Origin of the sequence: Streptomyces sp. NPDC006711 (assembly GCF_042869775.1) — a bacterium.
Lineage (GTDB): Bacteria > Actinomycetota > Actinomycetes > Streptomycetales > Streptomycetaceae > Streptomyces.
The window spans coordinates 350959-371174 of the sequence record NZ_JBIAGO010000006.1; the positions used below are offsets into that span (position 1 = coordinate 350959).

The window sequence follows — 20216 nt, forward strand, 5'->3', positions numbered from 1 at the left end:
GGGCGGCATGTCCTTCCTCCGCCGCCGCAGCGCCGCCACCCCCGCCGGCCCGGACTTCGATGTCCTGGCCATGGACCCGGGAGACTGGCCCGGCAACCTGGGCGCCGGCCTGCTGCCCGCACCCGACGGCAGCTGTCAGGGCGTATTCCTGCGCTACGACCTGTTCGGCGGGCGCGGCCCCGCGATGATCATCGGCAACCTGCCGGAGGGCTCCCCGGCGCGCGAGATGGCCGAGGGACAGGTCCCCTTCGAGGTCGCCCAGCTCCTCGTGGCGCTGGAGAACGACGAGCCGGTCGAGGTCGTGAGCACCGAGGACATGCCGGTGATGCAGGGCGACAACCTCCTCATCGTGCGCCGCCTCAAGCTCTCCGAGACGCGCATCTCCTGCGTGCAGTTCGACCGCAGCGACAACGTCCTCGTCACGATCGCCAGCTGGGACCGGCCGATCACCGACGACCTGTACGCCCTCCTGAAGCCGCTGCCCGCCGAGCTGTTCCAGTAGAGCTGAGCGGCACACCGGGCGCTCTCGCCCCTCGGCCCGGCACCGTCCGTCCACGGTGCCGGGCCGCTCCGCGTCCGGGGCCCCGAACCGGGCGCGTACGGCGCCCCCTTGCGCGCCGCGCGCCACCAGCAGCTCACGGCCGCCGCCACCGGTCTGGGCCACTGACACAAGTCGCTTCCGGCGAAAGGTACTTGACGAGGCGTCATAGGGGGTCACACTGTGTCCCGCGCGTACCCACGCGCCGCGCAAGGCCCCGCACCTTTCGGCTGGAAGGGTTGTCCATGACGTCCAAGCAGAGGCTCACACGCGCGCTCGCGGCGGCGACGGCCGGCTTCCTCGGCCTCGCCCTCGCGCCCGCCGCGCCGGCAGCCGCGGCCACGCCACGCGCCGAGTGCCCCCGCGTCCTGAGATGCGACTGGGTCCCGGCCGCCTACCAGCAGACCGGAGACCCGGCGGACAAGGAGAGGTACGGCAACTACGACGTCTCCGACCGGCCGGCCACCAACAAGATCAAATACATCGTCCTGCACGACACCGAGGAGACCTACGCCACCACCCTCAAGATCTTCCAGGACCCCAAGCGGGCCGCGTCGGCGCACTATGTCGTGCGTTCGAGCGACGGCCATGTCACCCAGATGGTGAAGACCAAGGACGTCGCCTGGCAGGCCGGCAACTGGTACATCAACTCCGACTCCATCGGCATCGAGCAGGAGGGTTACGCCACCGAGGGCGCCACCTGGTTCACCCCCGCCATGTACCGCTCCACCGCCGCCCTCGTGCGCTACCTCGCCGCCAAGTACGACATCCCGCTCGACCGCCAGCACATCCTCGGCCACGACAACGTGCCGCCCACATCGGCCGGGGGCACCGCGGCCATGCACTGGGACCCGGGACCGTACTGGGACTGGAACCACTTCATGTCCCTGCTCGGCAGGCCCACCGAGCCCACGGGCCGCCCCGGCTCCTCCCTGGTCACCATCAACCCGGTGTTCAAGGACAACCTCCAGGCCCTGCGGGACTGCGAGAAGAACATCGACCTGCCCGCCGGGCCCAGCAGCGCGGTCCCGCTGTACACCCAACCCTCCACCGGCGCCCCGCTGTTCGCCGACCCCGGCCTCCACCCGCCGGGCCAGAGCGGCACCACCTGCGCGAGCGACTGGGGCAGCAAGATCAGCGCCACCCAGCAGGCCGTGGTCGCCGAGCGGAAACCGGGGTGGACCGCGATCTGGTGGTACGGCCAGGAGGCGTGGTTCCAGACCCCCGCCGGCACCCGCGTCACCACCCCCACCGCCGGCTACGTCGTCCGCCCCAAGGCGGGCCTGACCGATGTGCCGGTCTACGGAACCGCCTACCCGGCGGCCACCGACTACCCGGCCGACTTCACCGCGCGCCGGGTGGGCGCCCCGCTCGGCTACACCATCAAGGCCGGCCAGTCCTACCCCGGCGGCGGCCAGGCGCCGGCGGGCTACTTCTACGCCCCCACGATCGACTCCTCCTACCCCTACGACCACACGTACTTCCCCGGCAGCACCCGCTATGTGACGGTGCAGATCGGCCACCGGATCGCGTTCGTGAAGGCATCCGACGTGGACGTCGCGCGGCTGCGGTAGGCGGGCGCACGACGGGCCGCGTGCCCGGTGCCGGAACACCGGGCACGCGGCCCGCCTTCTTTGCCCTTGTTCAGCTGCTCAGCGCGTGCCGACCGCCGCCCGCACGGCCCGCCGTGCCATCGCGCAGTCGTCGTGCAGCCGGCGCAACAGCAGCCGCTGCTGCTCGCCCGCGCTGAGCACACCCGGCGCGTGGTTCTGCGCCGCGCTCACCGGCGCCCCGTCCCGCATGGTGCGCTGCACGGCCGTCTCGTACGTCCGGATCTCCCGGGTCAGTACGAGCATCAGGTTCACCAGGAAGGCGTCCCGCGCCGCAGGGCCCTGGGCCTGCGCCGCCTGGCTGATCCTGCGCCGTTCCACCGGGGCGTCGCCCAGGATCGTCCACAGCGTCGCCAGGTCGTACCCGGGCAGGTACCAGCCCGCGTGCTCCCAGTCGACCAGGACGGGACCGGCCGGTGACAGCAGGATGTTGGACAGCAGGGCGTCCCCGTGCGCGAACTGCCAGTCGACCCGGCCGGTGAGGGCCAGACCGTGCACCAGTTTCTGAAGGTCACTCAGATCCCGGTCGGTGAACAGACCCAGCTCGTGGTAGCGGGAGATGCGGGGCGCGTAGTCCAGGGGCCTGCCGAACATCTCGGCGGGCGGCCGCCAGGCGTTGAGGTGCCGGATCGCGCCGAGGGCGGCCCTGACGTCGGCACGCGGGGGGGCTTCGACGGGGTGGCGCGTCAACGCGGCGGCGCGGCCCGGCATCCGCTCGGTCACCAGGGTGCAGTTGTCGGGATCGGCGGCGATCAGCCGGGGCACCCGCACCGGGGGGCGGTGCCGGACGAACGCGCGATATACCGCTATTTCGTGCCGGAACCGCTCGGCCCACGCGGGCGAATGGTCCAGTAAACACTTGGCGACCGCGGTGGCGCGTCCGGTCGTGCCGACGATCAGCACCGAGCGTCCGCTGTGCCGCAACACCTGCACCGCGTTGAACTCGGGACAGATGCGCTGCACCGAGGCGATCGCGATGCGCAGCTGGGACCCCTGGGGGCCCGACAGGTCGATTCTCCCGCTGAGCGGCTGGGGGCTCCCCGGCCGGCGGGGCGTGCGGCCGACGGCGTACGGCGACGGCGCCGCGTGGGCCGGGTCGAGATACGGTCCGCCACCCGCTCCCAGCGGACGGTGCGGCCGGGGCGGCGTGGACACGGAGGACGATGCTGTGTACATGGGTGACAGATCCCTTCGTGTGCCGACAAGTCACGTGCGCTACCCGCCCCGGCGGCCGAGCCGCACCCTGGGGAATGAGGTCCGGCCCCGGGTCGGGATGGCGCTCTCATACCTGACACCCGGCCGCGGGTGGCACACCATCTGGCGTGCCCTGGCGAACCCTGGCGAATAGTCGCGCCGCACCTGACGGGGGCTTACTGTCAACTCAGCCGAGAACCTGGGGGCTTGACGTGAGCGGACAACCCAACACCCGTCTGAACGACCTGTTCGGCCTCGCCGGCTGGTCCAAGGGCGAACTCGCGCGGATGGTGAACCGGCAGGCGGCGGCCATGGGCCACCCCCAACTGTCCACCGACACCTCGCGGGTGCGGCGCTGGATCGACATGGGGGAGACCCCGCGCGATCCCGTGCCCAGGGTGCTGGCGGCGCTGTTCACCGAGCGGCTCGGCCGTGTCGTGACCATCGAGGACCTAGGGTTCGACCGGCACGGGCGCGCTGGAAAGCGGAACGACGTCAGGAACAGCAAGAATCCGGACGGCGTTCCGTGGGCGCCCGAACGGACGGCGGCGGTCCTCACCGAATTCACGGGAATGGACCTCATGCTCAACCGACGCGGTCTTGTGGGGGCGGGCGCCGCGCTCGCCTCCGGCTCCGTACTCACCAGCGCCATGCACGACTGGCTGCACACCGACCCCGTACTCTCGGCAGACGCTCCCCGTCTCCAGGACCCCCTGCACGCCGACCCCGCGGGGTTCGACCGTTATGAGGCGGCCCCCATCGGGTCGCAGGAGATCGACGCCCTGGAACACTCGGTCGAAGTGTTCCGCGCCTGGGACGCCTCGCGTGGGGGCGGGCTCCAGCGCAAGGCGGTGGTCGGCCAGCTCAACGAGGTGGGCGGCATGCTCGCCTACCGCCACCCCGACCATCTCCAGCGGCGCCTGTGGGGCGTCGCCGCCAACCTGGCCGTCCTCGCGGGCTGGATGTCGCACGACATCGGCCTTGAGCCGACCGCGCAGAAGTACTTCGTCATCGCCGCCCACGCGGCCCGCGAGGGCGGCGACCGGCCCCGCGCGGGCGAAGCCCTCTCGCGTGCGGCCCGCCAGATGGTCCACCTGGGCCGTCCCGGTGAAGCCCTCGATCTGATGAAGCTCGCCAAGTCCGGTTCGGGCGAGGAGACCCTGCCGCGCACGCGCGCCATGCTGCACACCATCGAGGCGTGGGCGCAGGCGTCCATGGGGCGCGGTCAGGCCATGCGCCGCACCCTCGGCGAGGCGGAGGAGCTGTTCGTCTCCGACAAGGGCGATGTGCCGCCGCCCAGTTGGATGCAGATGTTCGACGAGGCGGACCTGCACGGCATGGAGGCCCTGGCCTTCCGCACCCTCGCCGAGCACGATCCGGCGGCGGCCACCATCGCGCAGCACCACGCCAAGCAGGCGCTCGAACTGCGGGTCGGGGGGCGTCAGCGCTCGAAGATCTTCGACTACATCTCGCTCGCCTCGGCCTGCTTCATCGCGGACGACCCCGAGCAGGCGGACCGCTACGCCCGCCTGGCGCTGGTGTCGATGGGCGAGACCTCCTCGCACCGCACCTGGGACCGGCTGCGTGAGATGTACCGGCTCACCGGCCAGTACGCGAGCCACGGCAAGATCCAGGACCTGCGGGAGGAGATCGCCCAGGCGATGCCCGCGGCTCCGTCGAAGCGCGGCCGCATCGCCGACATCTAGACCCCGGCGTCAGGACCCGATGCGGGCCACCAGCACACAGGCGTCGTCCGCGCGCTCGGGCTCGCCGAACTCCTCGACGATCATCCGCACGCAGTCCTGCGCCGTGCGGCCCCCGTCGAAGAGCGGGGCAAGTGCCAGCAGCCGGCTCTGGTGTGCCTCGTCGGACGGGCTCCGCCGGGTCAGGCCGTCGGTGCCGAGGACCAGTACGTCGCCCGCGCGCAGGGTGACCTCGGCCTGGCCGTAGGCCGCCCGGTGGGTGGCCCCGAGCAGGACGCCGTCCGGCGTGCCGAGCGGCCGTCCCGCCCCGTCGCGGAACAGCAGCGGGGCGGGGTGGCCGGCCCCGGACCAGGAGAGCGTGCGCCCTTCGGGCTCATAACGGCAGCAGACCGCGCTGCCCAGAGCGGGCTGCACGGTCGTCTCCAGAAGCTGGTTGAGGTGGCCCATCAGGGCGGCGGGGCCGATGCCGGCGACGGCCATGCCGCGCAGCGCGCCGAGCAGCATCGCCATGGCGCCGGTCGCCGTCGCACCGCGTCCGGTGAGATCGCCGACGGTCAGTAAGGAGGCGCCGTCGGGCAGTTCGAGCGCGTCGTACCAACTGCCGCCGATGAGGGCGCTGGAGGCGGACGGCAGATAGTGCCCGGCGATGTCGAGTGCGCCGGGGGCGCCGTGCGGCAGTCGCAGGGAGCCGCGCCACGGCGGCAGGACCGCCTCGCGCAGCTCGACCGCGAGGCGGTGCTCGGTCCTGGCGATGTGGCGCTGGCGGCGCAGGCCCTCGCGGCTCTCGCGCACCGCGTGCTGACCGCGCCGCAGCTCGCTCACATCACGCAGGACGGCCCACATCGAGGCGGTGCAGCCGTCGGCGTCGAGCACCGGCTCGCCCATCATGTGGAGCGTACGGATGTGCCCGTCGCTCCGGACGATGCGGAACTCCCCGTCGATCGGCCTGCCGTCCACCAGGGCGCCCGTCACCATCGAGGTGAGCAGGGCCTGGTCGTCGGCGAAGACCATGGTGGGCAGCTCGTCGAGCGACATCCCGCCGTTCTCGGGGGACCGCCCGAAGATCTCGAACAGCTCCTCGGACCAGTTCACGGCGTCGGTCAGGAGGTTCCACTCGGCGCTGCCGACCCGGCTGAGCGGGGCGGCTAGGGCGGGCTCGGGGCCGGACGCGTTCTCGACGACGAGCGCCGCCGCGTCCTCCTCCTCGGCGGTCAGGCCCTCGCGCAGCTGGCCCAAGTGGGAGCCCAGATCGTCGAGTTGATGGACCGCCAGGTCGCACAGGGCGCGCTGCCAGCGGCCCTGCGGGTCGTCGTCGTCCACGAGCGCGTCGCGACGCACCGCGTCCACACCCCCGCGCAGTCTGCGGGTCTGCGTGATCAGTGCGTCGACCGTGCCCCGCTCGGGCGGTTGGGGAGCGGGACGGTCCGCGAACAGATGGGACGGCATGACGTTCTCCGATGCGGCCGCGGCAGAGCCTGGTCTGGGCGAAGTGGACCGGTAACGACTGTTGCACAGGGAGCGATGCCCCGTAAGGGATTTGGCAACACTCGATACGGTGGTGCTCGTGGCATATGTCAAAGGCGAGCCGGATCGCCAGCCGTGAGCCGGATGTGGCGCTGAGCATATGCCCGGCGGGTGTCCGCGCCACAACTGGGCAGGTACGCAGGGCCAGTTGACGGTCCGGGCGCGCGGGCCGCGCTCACCGGCGGCCGGGGAGAACGTACGCCGTCGCGCAGAGGACGGCGCCCGCCGCGCCGGCCGCCGGGGCACAGCACCACACGATCAGGGACGTGGCGGCCGCCCCGAGCACGACCGCGACGAGCCGCCCCGCCGCCCCACCGGTCGGCCCGCTCCGCCTCCCCCTTGCCGACGCGCCCCGCGAGCCCGGTGAACGTACCCGTGAAGTACGTGGTAGGCGTGCCCCAGGTGCGTGCCTGCACGCCCATCGCGAGGGCCGCGACGAGCAGCAGCGCCACCTGGGAGCCGAGCGAGCGCCCGAGCCCCAGCGCCCAGCCGGCGGCGAGCAGCGCGAGCAGCGCGCTCTGGCCCGCGAGCAGCAGCCGGGCCGGCACCCGCGCGGAGACGACCGCCGCCCCGGCCGCGCCGAGCGCGTACCCGGTCAGGGCGGACAGGGCGCGGGGCACCACGTCGCGGTCCCCGGCGCCCACCGACGCGCCGACCAGGACGAGATTGCCGGTCATCACCCCGGCGAACACTTTTCCCAGACAGAGGAAGGCGAACGCGTCCGTGGCCCCGGACGCCGCCGAGAGCACCAGGAGGAACCGCTCGTCGGCGCGGGCGGCGGAGGGGGTCGTGATCGCGGAGCTCATCGGGGCATTCTCGTACCCGGCCGCCCGGGACGGCGCGCGAGGGCGGCGTGTCACGCCACCGGGACGACCCCGTGGCAAGTCCACGACAAGGGTCCACTACGGTCCCTGTGAGCACATCGGCCCGCGCCGCGTCGCGGGCCTCACGGGAGGAAGAGCATGAAGATCGACTGGGACCGGCGCACCTGCGCGCGCCGCGGCCATGTGACGTACGCGCCCCAGGAGGCCGTGCTGCGCGACCGGTTGCGCGCCGAGACCGGTTTCGGTGAGGCCTGGCGCTGTCTGCGCTGCGGGGACTTCGTCCTCGGCGCGCCGCACGGCTCGGGGCCGGCCGAGGACGCCCCGCTGGTGCCGCGCGGCAAGGTGCTGCGCGATCTGTTCATCCTGCGCTTCTTGGCCATCGAGCGGGCCGTGCGCGGCGTGTTCATCGTCCTGGTGGCCATCGCGGTGTGGAAGTTCAGCAACAGCCAGGACGCGGTGCGCCGCTTCTTCGACGAATACCTCGACGTGTTCCGGCCGGTCTTCCGCCACTTCCACTACGACCTCGACCACTCGCCGGTGGTCGGCACCATCCAGAAGACCTTCGACTACAAGCACTCGACCCTGGTGATCGTCGCGGTGGCGCTGCTGGTGTACGCGCTGATCGAGATCGTCGAGGGCGTCGGTCTGTGGCGGGCCAAGCGGTGGGCGGAATACCTCACCGTCGTCGCCACGGCGATGTTCCTGCCGCTGGAGATCTACGAACTCACCGAGAAGATCAGCTGGGTGAAGATCGCCACGCTGACCGTCAACATCCTCGCGGTCCTCTACATCCTGCTCGCCAAGCGCCTGTTCGGCCTGCGGGGCGGCCACGCGGCCTTCGAGGCGGAGCGCCACAGCGCCTCGCTGATCGAGGTGGAGACGTCGGCGGGCGTCCCGGCGCACCACTGACGCCACCGAGGCCGGGCGCGTACGAACGGCTTGACGGGTAACAGTTACAGACAGCGTGCGGCGCCCTGGCCGCACCTGACGTTCCTTGGGGGATGACAACGATGAACCAACCGCACTCCACGCCCCTGGCCGAGCGGTCCCGGCGCGGCCCCGGTCCGCTGCGCCGGGCGGCGGTGCTGCTGGCCCTGGTGCTCGGCGCCTCGCTCGCGGCGGGCCCGGTGGCCGCGCAGGCGGCGCCGCGCGCCGTGACCGCGTCCGTGACGGCCTCGCAGGCCGCGCCCGCCTCGGACGCGGCCGGTACGGCTCAGGCGGCGCGCGCCGGGCAGCACACCGTGCCGGCCGCGTCCCACGCCCTGGCGTCCAAGAAGGCCAAGAAAAAGAAGAAGGGCGGCTTCTTCAAGAAGCTCGGGATCTTCCTGCTGATCCTGGTGCTCCTGTTCATCGCGCTCGTGGTCTTCGTGATCTGGTTCATCGTGAGCCGGCTGCGCAGGCGCCGCGACCGGCACTGACCGGCCGGCCCGGCACTGACCGGTCAGCTCTCCGGGCCGCGCTGGCGCATCCGCTGCCCGACCGCTCCGCCGTCCGTCTCCCACCAGGGCCGTACGAGCTCCGCGTCCTTCGGCCGTCCCGTCACCGGGGCGGCCGGAGCCAGTTCGGCGTCGAGGTGGCGGTCGAGCACCACGCGCTGGGCGCGGTCGGCGCGCGACCACTGCACCAGGATCGCGAGCAGGAACGGCAGTGACACCAGTTCGGCGATGGTGACCATCGCGCCGCCGCCGAGCTGCTGGTCCCGCTGGACGTCGGGCGCCCAGGCGGGGGAGTGGCCCAGGTACCAGGCGCCGGCGATCAGGGTGCTGTGGGTCATCACGACGATGCCGGGCACCGCGTCGATCAGCCCGTCGAGGAAGACGAGCGCCGCCCGCACCGGGTGGGTGCACCAGGCCGGCAGCGCCGCCTCGTGGGTGAGTATCGGCAGCACGAACAGGCTTCCCGCGAGCAGCAGATGGAGATACATCAGCTCGTGCAGCGCGGGGTGGCGCAGCGCCGTCTCGAAGTACGGCGTGAAATAGACACAGAGCTCCGTGGCGAGCACCAGGGCCGTACTGACCAGCGGGAAGGTGAGGAACCGCACCAGGCGTCCGCTCATGGCGCCCCGGAGCCGGCCCGCGCCGCGCTCCGGCAGCGCGAGCGTGCCCAGGCGCAGCGGGTCGCCCAGGGCGAGCCCGAGCGGCGCGATCAGGTCGAGCAGGACGTTCTGCACGGCGGCCGGCCAGAACAGCTCGGTGTCGTACACCGCGAGCGCCGACATGGTGGCCACGGCCAGGGCGCCGAGGCCGATGAACGCGAAGGCCGCGGTGCGCGCCATGGGCCAGGGCTCGCCGCGCCGGCGCAGCCGCAGCACGCCCCAGCCGTACAGCGCGGCCAGGACGACGATCAGCAGCAGCGCCGCCGCGTCGGGCCGCCACACCGTCAGCAGCCGCCCCGTGGTCAGCTCGGGCAGGCCGCCCGTCGCGCCTTCGCCCAGGGTCATACCGGACATCAGGGTCGATCTCCTCACCGGCCCGTGACGAACGACGGGCCGCACACACGCTAGCCCCGTCCGCCCGTGAGCCCCGCACCGGCCCCGGGCGCACTGCGCCGAAAGGGCGCAATGGAGGGAATCGGCCGAAGAACGCGTAGACGCCATAGGTGCCTGAGGCATGTAGTGGAGATCGGCAAGACGGATCCCTTCGCTTGCGAGGTCTTCATGACAGGCAGCAACACCAGCGTCAGCACGGACCACACCGCCGCCTCCCCGGACAGCGTCACCTTCCCGCAGAACCGCGGCTGCCCCTACCACCCGCCCACCGCGTACCAGCCGCTGCGCGACGCGCGGCCGCTGGCGCGCGTCCGCCTCTACGACGGCCGGCCCGTGTGGATGGTCACCGGGCTCGCCGAGGCGCGCGCCCTGCTGGCCGACCCCCGGCTCTCCAGTGACCGCACCCACGACGGATTCCCCTCCCCGACGGCCAGGTTCGCCGGCATCACCAAGCGCAGGACCGCGTTGCTCGGCGTCGACGACCCGGTGCACGCCACCCAGCGCCGGATGCTGATCCCCAGCTTCACCCTCAAGCGCACCGCCGCACTGCGGCCGCGCATCCAGGAGACCGTGGACTCGCTCCTGGACCGGATGGTCGCGCAGGGGCAGCCGGCCGACCTGGTCAACGCTTTCGCGCTGCCGGTGCCCTCGATGGTGATCTGCGCGCTGCTCGGCGTGCCGTATGAGGACCACGCGTTCTTCGAGGGCCAGTCCCGCAAGCTGCTGCGCGGGCCGAAGACCGCCGACGTCGAGGCGGCCCGCGACGCCCTGGACGACTATTTCCTGCGGCTCATCGACCGCAAGCGCAAGGAGCCCGGCGACGGGCTGCTCGACGAACTGATCGGACAGCGCCTGGACGAAGGCCTCCTGGATGAGCGTGAGCTGGTGGACCTCGCCGTCATCCTGCTGGTGGCGGGCCATGAGACCACCGCCAACATGATCTCGCTCGGCACCTTCACGCTGCTCCAGCACCCGCGGGCGCTGGCCGAACTGCGCTCCGACGCGGCCCTCATGCCGGCCGCCGTCGAGGAGCTGCTGCGTTTCCTGTCGATCGCGGACGGGATGCTGAGGGTGGCTCTTGAGGACATCGAGATCGGCGGCGAGGTGGTACGGGCCGGTGACGGTGTGGTCTTCTCGACGTCCGTCATCAACCGGGACAGCGCCAGCTACGAGGAGCCCGACCGGATCGACTGGCACCGGCCCACCCGCCACCACGTCGCGTTCGGCTTCGGCATCCACCAGTGCCTCGGGCAGAACCTGGCGCGGGCGGAGATGGAGATCGCGCTGCGCTCCCTGTTCGACCGGCTGCCGGACCTGCGGCTCGCGGTGCCGGCGCAGGAGATTCCGTTCAAGCCGGGCGACACCATCCAGGGCATGGTCGAACTCCCCGTCGCCTGGTAGCGGACGGGAACCGAAGGAGAAGGAGCAGCGGATGCGGATCGGCATCGACAAGGACGTCTGTATCGGCGCGGGCCAGTGCGCGCTCACCGCCCCCGGCGTCTTCACGCAGGACGACGACGGCTTCAGCGAGTTGCTGCCCGGCCGCGAGGACGGCGGCGGCGACCCGCTGGTCCGCGAGGCCGCCCGGGCCTGCCCGGTGGGGGCCGTCACCGTCCACGATCAGCCGAACGGCTAATTCCGGTCAGTTCGCCGGGCCGCGGTTCTCCGGGTCGCGGTTCGCCGGACGGCCGTTCTCCGGGCCGCCGTTCTCCGGGCCGGTGATCAGACGCTGCACGGCCGGCGCGTACAGATCCGCCAGCTGCTCGGGCGTGGCGCGTTCCCCGGCGCCCGGCCGGTGCAGACTGAGGGTCGCGCCGAGCCCCAGCAGCAGACCTGCGATCAACTCGGCCCTCAACTCGCTGTCCTCGCCGCGCAGTTGACCGGCGAGACGGGACGTGACCTGCTCGCGGAACCGCTCCCGCAGCAGGGTGCGTTCGTCCATGTTGCCCAGCGAGAACACCGCGCGCAGGAGCGGATCCCCCTGGTCCTCGCGCCGCATCCGCACCATGGTCAGGACGAGGTGGCGGCCCAGCGCGTCCAGCGGCGCCGCGAACAGCGTCTCGGCGGCGGGCCCGAAGTCCGCGACCGTGTGGAAGAGCCGTTCCTTGCTGCCGAAGAGCTTGACGATGAGCGACGGGCTCACCCCGGCGTCCGCCGCGATGGAGCGCATGGTGACCTCGGCGTACGGGCGCAGCGTGAACGCCCGCCGCGCCGCCCGCCGGATCGCGTCCCTGCCCGTCTTCGCGTCCCTGCCTGACTCCGCGTCCTTGCCCGTCTCCGCGTCGCCGCCGGCGGCCCGCTGCCCGGTCATGCGCTCTCCTCGGCCGTGGTGCGTCCCGCCGCGCCCTCGGTGCGGCGGGACCCGAGGCTACCGGCGCCGGGCATCGCGCCGCCGGGCAGACACAGGGTGGCGGCGAGCGCGGCGAGCGCGGCGCCGCCGGCGATGAGGAACACCAGCAGGTAGGCGTGGAGCGTCGGCGCGGTCCTGCCGCCCGCCTGGAAGGTGACGTTGGCCAGGACGGCGGCGACCACCGCGCTGCAACAGGCCTGGCCGACCGAGCGCATCAGGGTGTTGAGCCCGTTGGCGGCGCCGGTCTCGCTCACCGGGACCGCGCGCATCACCAGGGCGGGCAGCGCCGAGTAGGCGATCGCGGTGCCGCACGCCACCACCGTCGCACCCGCGATGATCATGGGCAGGCTGTGGCTGGTGAAGAAGCGCACGCCGTAGCCCACCGCCATGATCGCGGCCGCGAGCGCCAGCGCCGCCTTCGGACCGTACGTGGCCGAGATCTTCGCGGACACCGGCGACAGCGCCACCATCGCGAGTCCGCCCGGCAGCAGACACAGGCCGCTGACCACGATGGACGCGCCGAGCCCGTACCCGGTGGCCTTGGGCTCCTGCACCATTTGCGCGGTGACGAGCGAGTTGGCGTAAAAGGCGAACCCGATCAAAAGGGCCGCCACATTGGTGAGCAGCACAGCGGGCCGCGCCGAGACCCGCAGGTCCACGAGCGGGGAGCGGGTGCGCAGTTCGTACGCGCCCCACAGCGGCCAGATCACCACGGCGGCGCCCAGCAGGGCGAGGGTGCGCGGCGAGGTCCAGCCCCACTCGGCGCCCTGGGTGATGGCGAGCAGCACCGCGACCAGGCCCGCCGAAAGACCGAGCGCGCCCACCGCGTCGAAGCGCCCGCGCGAGCGCAGCGGTGACTCCGGCACGCACCACAGCACCAGCGCGATGTCGAGGACGCCGAGCACGGCCGACGCCCAGAACATGGTGTGCCAGTCGAAGTGCTCGACGACCAGGGCCGCCACCGGCAGCCCCACGGCGGCGCCGATGCCGAGCGTGGAACTCATCAGGGCCACCGACGACAGGACCTTCGCGGGCGGCAGCTCGTCCCGCATGATGCTGATGCCCAGCGGGATCACCGCGAGCGCCGCTCCCTGGAGGGCGCGGCCCGCGATCAGGACGCCGATGTGGGAACTGATCGCGCACATCACCGAGCCCGCCGTGAGCACGCCGAGCGAGAGGATGAGCAGCCGCCGCTTGCCGTACATGTCGCCGGCCCTGCCGAGCACCGGGGTGAAGACCGCCCCGGTCAGGAGCGTGATCGTGACCAGCCAGCTCGCGGCGGCCGGGGTGCTGCCGGTCAGCGCGGGGACGTGCGGCAGCAGGGGCACCACCAGCGTCTGCATGACGGCCACGACCACACCGCAGAAGGCCAGGACCCCGACGAAGAAGCGGGGGCGCGCGGGGTCGGCGGACACGGGTATCGCTGGGGGCATGACGCTCCGTACGGCTGAAAAGCGGCCCCGCGCACACGCGGATGCGCACATACGCGAAGAGCGAGGGGCGGGGACGGCGAACAGGGGGACGGCGAACGAGGGAGAGGGGTGCACAGGTGTTCACCCCCAGGGTAAACGCTTGTGCACCCCATGATTCCCGTCCCGACGGAACTTCCTCGCCCCGAGTGCTGATCAGCCGCGGGTGGCGGGCTCGGGCAGGGGCGCCCCGGCGCAGGTGGTGTCCTTGGCGGGCAGCGCCCCGGTGATGAGGTAGTCCTCCACGGCGCCGTCCACGCAGGCGCTGCCGTTCTGGAACTGGCCGTGGTCGCCGCCGTCGACGGTGATCAGGCGGGAGCCCGCGAGCGCGCGGTGGACCCGGAGCGCGCCCTCGTAGTAGGCCGCCGGGTCCAGCTTCGAGGCGAGGACCAGGACGGGCGGCAGCCCCTTGCCGGTGACCTCGACCTTCGGAGCGCCGGTCCGCGGCCAGTTCGCGCAGATCGCGGCGAACGTCAACTCCCGTGCTCCGGCAAGGGGGTTGACGCGGGTGGCCGCCGCGCTCTCCCGCACCCAGTAGCGGCTGTCGCGCCGCCAGGGGGAGTCCTCGCAGGAGACCGCGAAGTAGTCGGCGAAGAAGTTGGCGCCCATGACGTGCGCCAACTGCTCGGCGGCGTTCTTCTTGGCGTCCGCCGGAGCGCTCTCGGGGTGTTCGAGCAGGCCCATCAGCAGGGCGAAGTCCTCGAACCTGTCACCCGCGTCGTACAGGGCGTTCGTGGCGGCGGCGTCCAAATGGTTCGGCGTGATGAGGGTGCCGTCGAGGTCGAGCGGGTGGTCGCGCAGCGTGGCCCGCAGCCGCTCGTAGGAGGCCTTGGCATCGGCGGGCGTGGCGCCCTGGTGGTAGGTCGCGTCGTTCTTCGCCAGCCAGGGCAGGAAGTCCCGCTCGAAGCGGCGCTGGAAACTGAGCGGCTGGCCCACCAGGAACGACTGCCAGCCGCGCGTGAAGTCCGCCGGGCTGTCCAGGACGACCCGTTCGACGTGGCGGGGGAACTCGGTGGCGTAATACGCTCCGAGCGCGCCGGCGTAGGACGGGCCGTAGTACGAGACCTTGTCCACGCCGAGCAGGGAGCGGTAGAGGTCCATGTCGTGCACGGCCTGGTCGGTGGTGAGGTAGGGCAGCAGGCCGCCGGAGTGGCGCTCGCAGTCCGCCACGAAGGCGCGGGCCCTGTCGAAGGTGGCCCCGATCGCCGCCGTCGAGCGGTCGCGCAGATCACCGCTGGTGAAGAAGGCGTCCACCGTGTCCTGGTCCGAGCAGACGACGTTGGTGCTCGCGCCCACCCCGCGCTGGTCGAAGCCGACGACGTCGTAGGCGGCCGCGAGTTTCGGGCTGAGACCGGTCAGGGTGGCCGGGCGGTTGAGGCCCGACGCGCCGGGGCCGCCCGCCGCCATCATCAGGACGCCGCGCCTGTCCGGGCCGGTCGCCCGGTGGCGCGAGACCCGGATGCTCAGGTCCGGTCCCGCGTCGGGGTGGTACCAGTCCCGGGGCACGGCCATCGTGGCGCACTCCAGCGCGCCCGAGTCGCATGCCTGCCAGTCGAGGTGCTGGAGGCGGTAGCGGCCGGGGACGGGCGGGGCGGCGCCGGTGTCGGCGCTCGCCGCGGCGGCCGGCAGCGCGGCGGCGGCGAGCAGGGCGCACGCGGCGGCCGCCGCCCACCGGGCCGGTTTCTGGAACAACTGCATGGTTTTCTCTCCCCGTTGGGATCGCTCCCCTTGCGGTGCGTCGGTCGCCTCGATCGTCCACCGCCGGGTCCCCGCGCCTCGATCCGGCCACCACCCGGAAAGGGGGTGGCACGGGTGCCACCCCGGTGGTGGTCCAGGCGCCCGTGAGCGGGCCCGCCTCACCGCGCGAGCGTGTTCCAGAACATCGACTCGTACGTCTGGAGCAGTTGGCCGTAGTGCGCGCCCTCGCCCACGCCCTCGCCGTGCTCGTCCTGCGCGCCCGATGCGACGGCTGCCAATGCCAGCTCCGCCAGCTGTGGGGCCGGGTCCGCGAAGAAGTCGAAGAAGCCGCACGCCTCGTCCGAGAAGCCGTACCGGGTGCGCAGCGCGGCCGCCATCCGGCCGCAACAGCCGCCCCAGGCAGCGAAGTTGGCGGTCAGGGCGAGCGCCACGCTCGGAGGTTCGCCGTTCAGGGCGAGCCACGCCACATACGCGGGGTAGGCCTGGCAGCCCGCCCGTGGCAGGTACTGTCCGATGTCCTCAGGGGTGAGCCCGCAGGCGCTCTCGTACGCCCCGAGCCGGTCGAGCGCCAGCGTCTCGCCCTCGGCGAGGGCGCCGAAGAACGCCGCGCACGCGGAGCCGGGGCCCGAGCGCTCGGCGAGCAGCAGGAAGGCGCGCCGGTCCGACGCGATGATGTGGCGCTGCTCCAGGGCGAGGGCGGCGAGCGCGGACAGCGGCGCGTCGCCGGACTCCACCAGCGGCAGCAGCCGGTTGTCGTCCGCCGAAGGGGCCACCGCCCTGGCCGTCGCCGCGATGATCTCCTTGGCCGTACGCGTCTGACGAGTCATGCGGGACCCTTCGCGGAGCCGGCGGTGCGGTCACGCCCAGCGTCTCACGGGCCCGCGTCACCGGCCGCCCCTCAGGCGGCGACCGGGCGCCGCCTTCGCCGCCGGTCGCGGCCCCGGTCGCGCTGGGGCCACAGGAGCACATAGGCCGTCGACGCGATCACGAAGGCCAGCCGGATCAGGCCACGCGCCGCGTCGTCCGGCACCACGAACACGCTCCCGTACAGGGTCAGCAGCGCGAGCCAGCTCCACCACGGCACCAGCCTGCGCTGCCCGATCACGTCCCACAGCAGCGTCCCGAGCAGCACCGACGCCGTGTAGTAGGTGTACACGCTGGGGTCGAGGACGATGCGCGCGTTGGCCCCGAGCAGCACCACCGCCGCCCACCGCCCCCGCCACACCGCGACCGCGCCGAGCAGCAGACCGAGCGCCGCCTGGGCCGGGCGGTCCCAGCCGGGCGTCTCGGGATCGGCGACGCCCAGCCAGCGCAGCGCGGACGCCGGCTGGTTGGGTATCGCGAACCCGGCGGCCGACATCGAGTGCGGATTGCTGAGGAAGAACGGCGCCCACGCCACCGCGACCACCGCCGCGCACCACAGTCCCGCCCGTAGCCACTGGTGGCGCGGCAGCGCGAAGAGCAGCGCGGCGAAGGTGACCGCCGTCGGCTTGGAGTCCATGGCGAGCGCCAGCCACACCCCGGTGCCCACCGGGCTGTCGCGGGTCACCGAGCGGACCGCGAGCGCGGTGAAGAACAGGGCCAGCACATCATCGAGGTGACCGAAGCGCACCGACACCTCGATCCACATCGGGATGAAGGCGAGGCCCGCGATCAGGACGCGCTGGCGCAGCCGTTGGTGGTTGGTGCCGGTGCCCAGGAAGTACCAGGCGGCGCTGCGTCCGGCCAGGACCACGATCACCAGGCCGAGCACCGACATCAGGAGCGCGGCGAGGAACTGGCCGGTCCGCTCGGGGAAGGGGTTGAAGAGACCGGCCGTCAGGAAGCTGACCGGACCCATCTGGAGCTCGGGATGGTGGGCGTAGAGGTTGAGGCCGCCGGTGCCGTCACCGGAGGGGCCCTGGAAGATGAGTTCGCCGCCCGCCCGCAGATAGTGCCAGGAGAAGCCGCCGTTGGGCTCCACCACGGCGAACCACAGCGCTGTCCACGCCGAGAGCAGGATCAGATGCATCCTCTGACTGATGGCCGGCACGTGCGTTCAGCTCCTGTTTCCCTGCCCGATACGAATGGCGTCGCGTGGAGCGCGGGGGGCCCCGGGGAAAGATGTCATGCGGCCCCGGACCGTTCTCACAGGGGGTCCACATGTGCGCGGTGCCACACCGGGCGCGGTCGGCGGGCGCCCGAGTCTGGCACATACCTCTGAGTGAGAGATAAAATTGCTGGGTGGCTGCCTCCGCGGCTGTAGAAGACGCCGAACCGTTCGACGACTCCCTGGCCGATGTGCTCGCCGGTGTCCAGCGGCTCATCCGGCGCCGGCTGCGCGCCGGCCTGGACGTCCCGCCCCTGCGCGGCGCCCACATCGACGTGCTCCGGCTCCTCATCGACCGCCCCGGCATCGGTGTGTCGGCCGCGGCCAAGGAGCTCTATCTGGCGGGCAATTCGGTCTCCACACTCGTCAATGAGCTGGTGCGGGACGGATACGTCCGGCGCGAGACGGACCCGGGCGATCGCCGCTCGGCCCGGCTGTACGCCACGCCCGCGGCCGCCGGCCGCCTCGGCGACTGGCGCGAGCGCAGAGCGGCGCTCGTACGGGACCAGGTGACGCGCCTGGACCCGGCCGACCGGGCCGCGCTTGACGCGGCGCTGCCTGCGCTGCGCCGGCTCGCGCGGAACCTGCACGAGGAAGTGGAGGGCTCATGAGCGACGACGACGCCGTCCGGTGCGACGGCCTGGCCTACTCCTTCGGCGCGACCTTGGCGGTCGACGGGCTCGACCTCGCGGTCGCCACCGGCGAGGTATTCGGACTGCTCGGCCCCAACGGCGCGGGCAAGACCACCGCGATCCGCTGCGTCACCACCCTGCTGCCGGTTCCGGCCGGCCGGGTGCGGGTGTTCGGCCACGACGCGGCGAAGGAACCGATGGCGGTGCGCCGGCTGCTCGGCTACGTACCCCAGCAGCTGTCGGCCGACTCCGGCCTGACCGGACGCGAGAACGTGGCCCTGTTCGCCCGCGTCTTCGACGTCCCGCGCAAGGAACGCGCCCGCCGCGTCGAGCAGGCCCTGTACGCCGTCGGGCTCACCGACGCGGCCGACCGCATGGCCAGAACGTACTCGGGCGGCATGATCCGCCGCCTCGAACTGGCCCAGGCCCTGGTCAGCGCGCCCCGCCTGCTCATACTCGACGAACCGACGATCGGCCTCGACCCGATCGCCCGCACCAGTGTGTGGGAGCACATCGACGCGGTGCGCCGGGCCACCGGCATGACCGTGCTCGTGACCACCCACCACATGGACGAGGCCGACCAGTACTGCGACCGTCTCGCGCTCATGCACAAAGGCCGCGTACGGGCCCTCGGCACACCCGAAGGCCTCAAGGCCGAGCTGCGCGAGCGCACCGCCGCCACCACACCCGACGCCCCGCCGCCCACCCTGGAGGACGTCTTCCGCGACATCGCGGGCAGCGGGCTCGACAGCCAGGGAGGTGACTTCCGCGATGTCCGCAGCACCCGCCGCACCGCGGCCCGCCTCGGGTGACCCGGCGGGACCGGACGCCGACCCCCGCCTGGAGCTGCTGCTCGTCCCGCCGCGCCCCCGAACGGGCTGGCGCCTGCTGCCCGCCCGGGTGGGCGCGCTGTGCGCGGTCGAACTGCAAAAGCTCCGGCACGACCGCGCCGAGCTCTACACCCGGGCCGTCCAGCCCGCGCTGTGGCTGCTCATCTTCGGCGAGACCTTCACCCGCATCAAGGCCATCCCCACCGGCGGCATCCCCTACATCGACTATCTCGCGCCCGGCATCATCGCCCAGTCCGCCATGTTCATCGCCATCTTCTACGGCATCATGATCATCTGGGAGCGGGACTCGGGCATCCTGACCAAACTCCTGGTCACCCCCACCCCGCGCTCGGCGCTCATCACCGGCAAGGCGTTCGCCGCCGGGGTCAAGGCGCTGATCCAGGCCGTCGTGGTGATCGTGATCGCCGCGCTGCTCGGCGTGGCCCTCACCTGGAACCCGCTGCGGCTGCTCGGCGTCGCCGTCGCCGTCGTCCTCGGCTCCGCGTTCTTCTCCTGCCTGTCCATGACCATCGCCGGGATCGTGCTGACCCGCGACCGGCTGATGGGCATCGGCCAGGCCATCACCATGCCGCTGTTCTTCGGCTCCAGCGCCCTCTACCCGGTCTCGATCATGCCGGGCTGGCTCCAGGCCGTCAGCCGGGCCAATCCGCTCAGCTACCAGGTGGACGCCCTGCGCGGACTGCTCCTCGGCACCCACACCCATCTCGCCCTCGACTACGGGGTCCTGGTGGTCGCGGCCCTGCTCGGGATCCTCGCGGCGTCCTCGCTCCTTGGCAGGCTGGCGCGCTGAGCGCTGCCATCATGAACCCCGTGGCCCCCATGACAGAAGACGACGGATACCTCCTGGACAATCGGCGCGCCGAGGCCGGCGAGCGCTTCGACGCGCTCGCCGAACTCTTCGACGACTCGACGTTCCGCCACTTCGACGCGCTCGGTCTCGGCCCCGGTCACCACGTCTGGGAGGTGGGCGCGGGCGGGCTCTCCGTGCCGCGCGGCCTCGCCGAACGGGTCGGCCCCCAAGGCCGGGTGCTCGCCAGTGATCTCGACACCGCGTGGCTGAGCGGCGCCGAGCCGCCGCCGAACGTCGAGGTCCGCCGCCACGACGTCGGACAGGACCAGGCGCCCGCCGGACCCTTCGACTTCGTCCACGCGCGCCTAGGGGGTGTCTGGTGGACCATGGCCGGGGGCGCGGCGTCTGGCACGGCACCTCGCGGCGTTGCCGAATCGCCCCGATAGCTCCGCTATC

Annotated in this window: 19 protein-coding genes and 1 pseudogene; 11 read left to right on the plus strand and 9 right to left on the minus strand. The window is 72.4% G+C overall.

Going from position 1 to position 20216, the window contains the following annotated elements:
- The first annotated feature begins 7 nt into the window (after window positions 1–7).
- Both ACFYM2_RS16210 and ACFYM2_RS16215 read left to right on the plus strand, forming a co-directional pair.
- On the plus strand, window positions 8–502 hold the full coding sequence (locus ACFYM2_RS16210) for a hypothetical protein (protein ID WP_388836694.1): 495 nt from the start codon (window positions 8–10) through the stop codon (window positions 500–502).
- Between the two features lie 281 nt (window positions 503–783).
- Window positions 784–2112, plus strand: a complete 1329-nt coding sequence (locus ACFYM2_RS16215; RefSeq protein ID WP_388836697.1) for an N-acetylmuramoyl-L-alanine amidase — start codon at window positions 784–786, stop codon at window positions 2110–2112.
- Window positions 2113–2190: 78 nt separating this feature from the next.
- Here ACFYM2_RS16215 and ACFYM2_RS16220 read toward each other — a convergent pair whose 3' ends face one another.
- On the minus strand, window positions 2191–3324 hold the full coding sequence (locus tag ACFYM2_RS16220; RefSeq protein WP_388836700.1) for an aminoglycoside phosphotransferase family protein: 1134 nt from the start codon (window positions 3322–3324) through the stop codon (window positions 2191–2193).
- Between the two features lie 230 nt (window positions 3325–3554).
- Here ACFYM2_RS16220 and ACFYM2_RS16225 point away from each other — a divergent pair, with 230 nt between their 5' ends.
- Window positions 3555–5048 (plus strand): hypothetical protein, encoded by a 1494-nt coding sequence (locus ACFYM2_RS16225; RefSeq protein ID WP_358995943.1) that lies wholly within the window; start codon window positions 3555–3557, stop codon window positions 5046–5048.
- A 9-nt stretch (window positions 5049–5057) separates the two neighbouring features.
- Here ACFYM2_RS16225 and ACFYM2_RS16230 read toward each other — a convergent pair whose 3' ends face one another.
- Window positions 5058–6491, minus strand: coding sequence for a PP2C family protein-serine/threonine phosphatase (locus tag ACFYM2_RS16230; protein WP_388836703.1), 1434 nt, complete (start codon window positions 6489–6491; stop codon window positions 5058–5060).
- Between the two features lie 128 nt (window positions 6492–6619).
- Window positions 6620–7375 (minus strand): DUF1275 family protein, encoded by a 756-nt coding sequence (locus tag ACFYM2_RS16235; RefSeq protein ID WP_388836706.1) that lies wholly within the window; start codon window positions 7373–7375, stop codon window positions 6620–6622.
- A 156-nt stretch (window positions 7376–7531) separates the two neighbouring features.
- Here ACFYM2_RS16235 and ACFYM2_RS16240 point away from each other — a divergent pair, with 156 nt between their 5' ends.
- Both ACFYM2_RS16240 and ACFYM2_RS16245 read left to right on the plus strand, forming a co-directional pair.
- Window positions 7532–8302: a DUF2127 domain-containing protein gene (locus ACFYM2_RS16240; RefSeq protein ID WP_350228936.1), complete on the plus strand. Its 771-nt coding sequence runs from the start codon at window positions 7532–7534 to the stop codon at window positions 8300–8302.
- 101 nt (window positions 8303–8403) lie between these two features.
- Window positions 8404–8811 carry a hypothetical protein gene (locus tag ACFYM2_RS16245; protein ID WP_358995953.1) on the plus strand — a complete coding sequence of 136 codons (408 nt, stop codon included), beginning with the start codon at window positions 8404–8406 and terminating at the stop codon, window positions 8809–8811.
- Window positions 8812–8834: 23 nt separating this feature from the next.
- On the opposite strand, the gene ACFYM2_RS16250 is transcribed toward ACFYM2_RS16245, so the two are convergent.
- Window positions 8835–9842 carry a cytochrome c oxidase assembly protein gene (locus tag ACFYM2_RS16250; RefSeq protein WP_388836709.1) on the minus strand — a complete coding sequence of 336 codons (1008 nt, stop codon included), beginning with the start codon at window positions 9840–9842 and terminating at the stop codon, window positions 8835–8837.
- 207 nt (window positions 9843–10049) lie between these two features.
- On the opposite strand from ACFYM2_RS16250, the gene ACFYM2_RS16255 reads away from it, so the two are divergent.
- Both ACFYM2_RS16255 and ACFYM2_RS16260 read left to right on the plus strand, forming a co-directional pair.
- Window positions 10050–11282: a cytochrome P450 gene (locus tag ACFYM2_RS16255; protein ID WP_388836712.1), complete on the plus strand. Its 1233-nt coding sequence runs from the start codon at window positions 10050–10052 to the stop codon at window positions 11280–11282.
- A gap of 31 nt (window positions 11283–11313) precedes the next feature.
- Window positions 11314–11517 (plus strand): ferredoxin, encoded by a 204-nt coding sequence (locus tag ACFYM2_RS16260; protein WP_358995958.1) that lies wholly within the window; start codon window positions 11314–11316, stop codon window positions 11515–11517.
- A gap of 6 nt (window positions 11518–11523) precedes the next feature.
- Here ACFYM2_RS16260 and ACFYM2_RS16265 read toward each other — a convergent pair whose 3' ends face one another.
- From ACFYM2_RS16265 to ACFYM2_RS16285, 5 genes are all read right to left on the minus strand, one after another.
- Window positions 11524–12192: a TetR family transcriptional regulator gene (locus ACFYM2_RS16265; protein WP_388836715.1), complete on the minus strand. Its 669-nt coding sequence runs from the start codon at window positions 12190–12192 to the stop codon at window positions 11524–11526.
- Entirely contained in the window at window positions 12189–13664 is a 1476-nt protein-coding gene (locus ACFYM2_RS16270) for an MFS transporter (RefSeq protein ID WP_388456749.1), read from the minus strand. The genes ACFYM2_RS16265 and ACFYM2_RS16270 overlap by 4 nt, the downstream gene beginning before the upstream one ends.
- 192 nt (window positions 13665–13856) lie before the next feature.
- The gene (locus ACFYM2_RS16275) at window positions 13857–15398 is read right to left on the minus strand and encodes an alpha/beta hydrolase (RefSeq protein WP_358995967.1); all 1542 of its coding nucleotides are present in this window, start codon (window positions 15396–15398) and stop codon (window positions 13857–13859) included.
- Between the two features lie 158 nt (window positions 15399–15556).
- Window positions 15557–16225: a transcriptional regulator gene (locus ACFYM2_RS16280; RefSeq protein WP_388836719.1), complete on the minus strand. Its 669-nt coding sequence runs from the start codon at window positions 16223–16225 to the stop codon at window positions 15557–15559.
- Window positions 16226–16296: 71 nt separating this feature from the next.
- Window positions 16297–17409, minus strand: a complete 1113-nt coding sequence (locus tag ACFYM2_RS16285; protein WP_358996056.1) for a hypothetical protein — start codon at window positions 17407–17409, stop codon at window positions 16297–16299.
- A gap of 212 nt (window positions 17410–17621) precedes the next feature.
- On the opposite strand from ACFYM2_RS16285, the gene ACFYM2_RS16290 reads away from it, so the two are divergent.
- The 4 genes and pseudogenes from ACFYM2_RS16290 to ACFYM2_RS16305 all read left to right on the plus strand — a co-directional run.
- Window positions 17622–18098, plus strand: a complete 477-nt coding sequence (locus ACFYM2_RS16290; protein ID WP_388836722.1) for a MarR family winged helix-turn-helix transcriptional regulator — start codon at window positions 17622–17624, stop codon at window positions 18096–18098.
- The gene (locus ACFYM2_RS16295; protein ID WP_358995974.1) at window positions 18095–18931 is read left to right on the plus strand and encodes an ATP-binding cassette domain-containing protein; all 837 of its coding nucleotides are present in this window, start codon (window positions 18095–18097) and stop codon (window positions 18929–18931) included. Before ACFYM2_RS16290 ends, ACFYM2_RS16295 begins: the two co-directional genes overlap by 4 nt.
- Window positions 18891–19760 (plus strand): ABC transporter permease, encoded by an 870-nt coding sequence (locus ACFYM2_RS16300; protein WP_358995977.1) that lies wholly within the window; start codon window positions 18891–18893, stop codon window positions 19758–19760. Before ACFYM2_RS16295 ends, ACFYM2_RS16300 begins: the two co-directional genes overlap by 41 nt.
- Before the next feature lie 29 nt (window positions 19761–19789).
- Window positions 19790–20128 (plus strand): annotated as a pseudogene (locus ACFYM2_RS16305) (class I SAM-dependent methyltransferase); the annotation flags it as partial.
- Between the last annotated feature and the right edge of the window lie 88 nt (window positions 20129–20216).

What these genes read in the sequence shown, in the direction of transcription:
- ACFYM2_RS16215 (WP_388836697.1), top strand. Translation starts at nt 784, where the DNA reads ATGACGTCCAAGCAGAGGCTCACACGCGCGCTCGCGGCGGCGACGGCC.
- ACFYM2_RS16220 (WP_388836700.1), bottom strand. Translation starts at nt 3,324, where the DNA reads ATGTACACAGCATCGTCCTCCGTGTCCACGCCGCCCCGGCCGCACCGT.
- ACFYM2_RS16265 (WP_388836715.1), bottom strand. Translation starts at nt 12,192, where the DNA reads ATGACCGGGCAGCGGGCCGCCGGCGGCGACGCGGAGACGGGCAAGGAC.
- ACFYM2_RS16280 (WP_388836719.1), bottom strand. Translation starts at nt 16,225, where the DNA reads ATGACTCGTCAGACGCGTACGGCCAAGGAGATCATCGCGGCGACGGCC.
- ACFYM2_RS16295 (WP_358995974.1), top strand. Translation starts at nt 18,095, where the DNA reads ATGAGCGACGACGACGCCGTCCGGTGCGACGGCCTGGCCTACTCCTTC.
- ACFYM2_RS16275 (WP_358995967.1), bottom strand. Translation starts at nt 15,398, where the DNA reads ATGCAGTTGTTCCAGAAACCGGCCCGGTGGGCGGCGGCCGCCGCGTGC.
- ACFYM2_RS16230 (WP_388836703.1), bottom strand. Translation starts at nt 6,491, where the DNA reads ATGCCGTCCCATCTGTTCGCGGACCGTCCCGCTCCCCAACCGCCCGAG.
- ACFYM2_RS16260 (WP_358995958.1), top strand. Translation starts at nt 11,314, where the DNA reads ATGCGGATCGGCATCGACAAGGACGTCTGTATCGGCGCGGGCCAGTGC.
- ACFYM2_RS16210 (WP_388836694.1), top strand. Translation starts at nt 8, where the DNA reads ATGTCCTTCCTCCGCCGCCGCAGCGCCGCCACCCCCGCCGGCCCGGAC.
- ACFYM2_RS16240 (WP_350228936.1), top strand. Translation starts at nt 7,532, where the DNA reads ATGAAGATCGACTGGGACCGGCGCACCTGCGCGCGCCGCGGCCATGTG.
- ACFYM2_RS16270 (WP_388456749.1), bottom strand. Translation starts at nt 13,664, where the DNA reads ATGCCCCCAGCGATACCCGTGTCCGCCGACCCCGCGCGCCCCCGCTTC.
- ACFYM2_RS16285 (WP_358996056.1), bottom strand. Translation starts at nt 17,409, where the DNA reads ATGCATCTGATCCTGCTCTCGGCGTGGACAGCGCTGTGGTTCGCCGTG.
- ACFYM2_RS16245 (WP_358995953.1), top strand. Translation starts at nt 8,404, where the DNA reads ATGAACCAACCGCACTCCACGCCCCTGGCCGAGCGGTCCCGGCGCGGC.
- ACFYM2_RS16250 (WP_388836709.1), bottom strand. Translation starts at nt 9,842, where the DNA reads ATGTCCGGTATGACCCTGGGCGAAGGCGCGACGGGCGGCCTGCCCGAG.
- ACFYM2_RS16235 (WP_388836706.1), bottom strand. Translation starts at nt 7,375, where the DNA reads ATGAGCTCCGCGATCACGACCCCCTCCGCCGCCCGCGCCGACGAGCGG.
- ACFYM2_RS16255 (WP_388836712.1), top strand. Translation starts at nt 10,050, where the DNA reads ATGACAGGCAGCAACACCAGCGTCAGCACGGACCACACCGCCGCCTCC.
- ACFYM2_RS16300 (WP_358995977.1), top strand. Translation starts at nt 18,891, where the DNA reads ATGTCCGCAGCACCCGCCGCACCGCGGCCCGCCTCGGGTGACCCGGCG.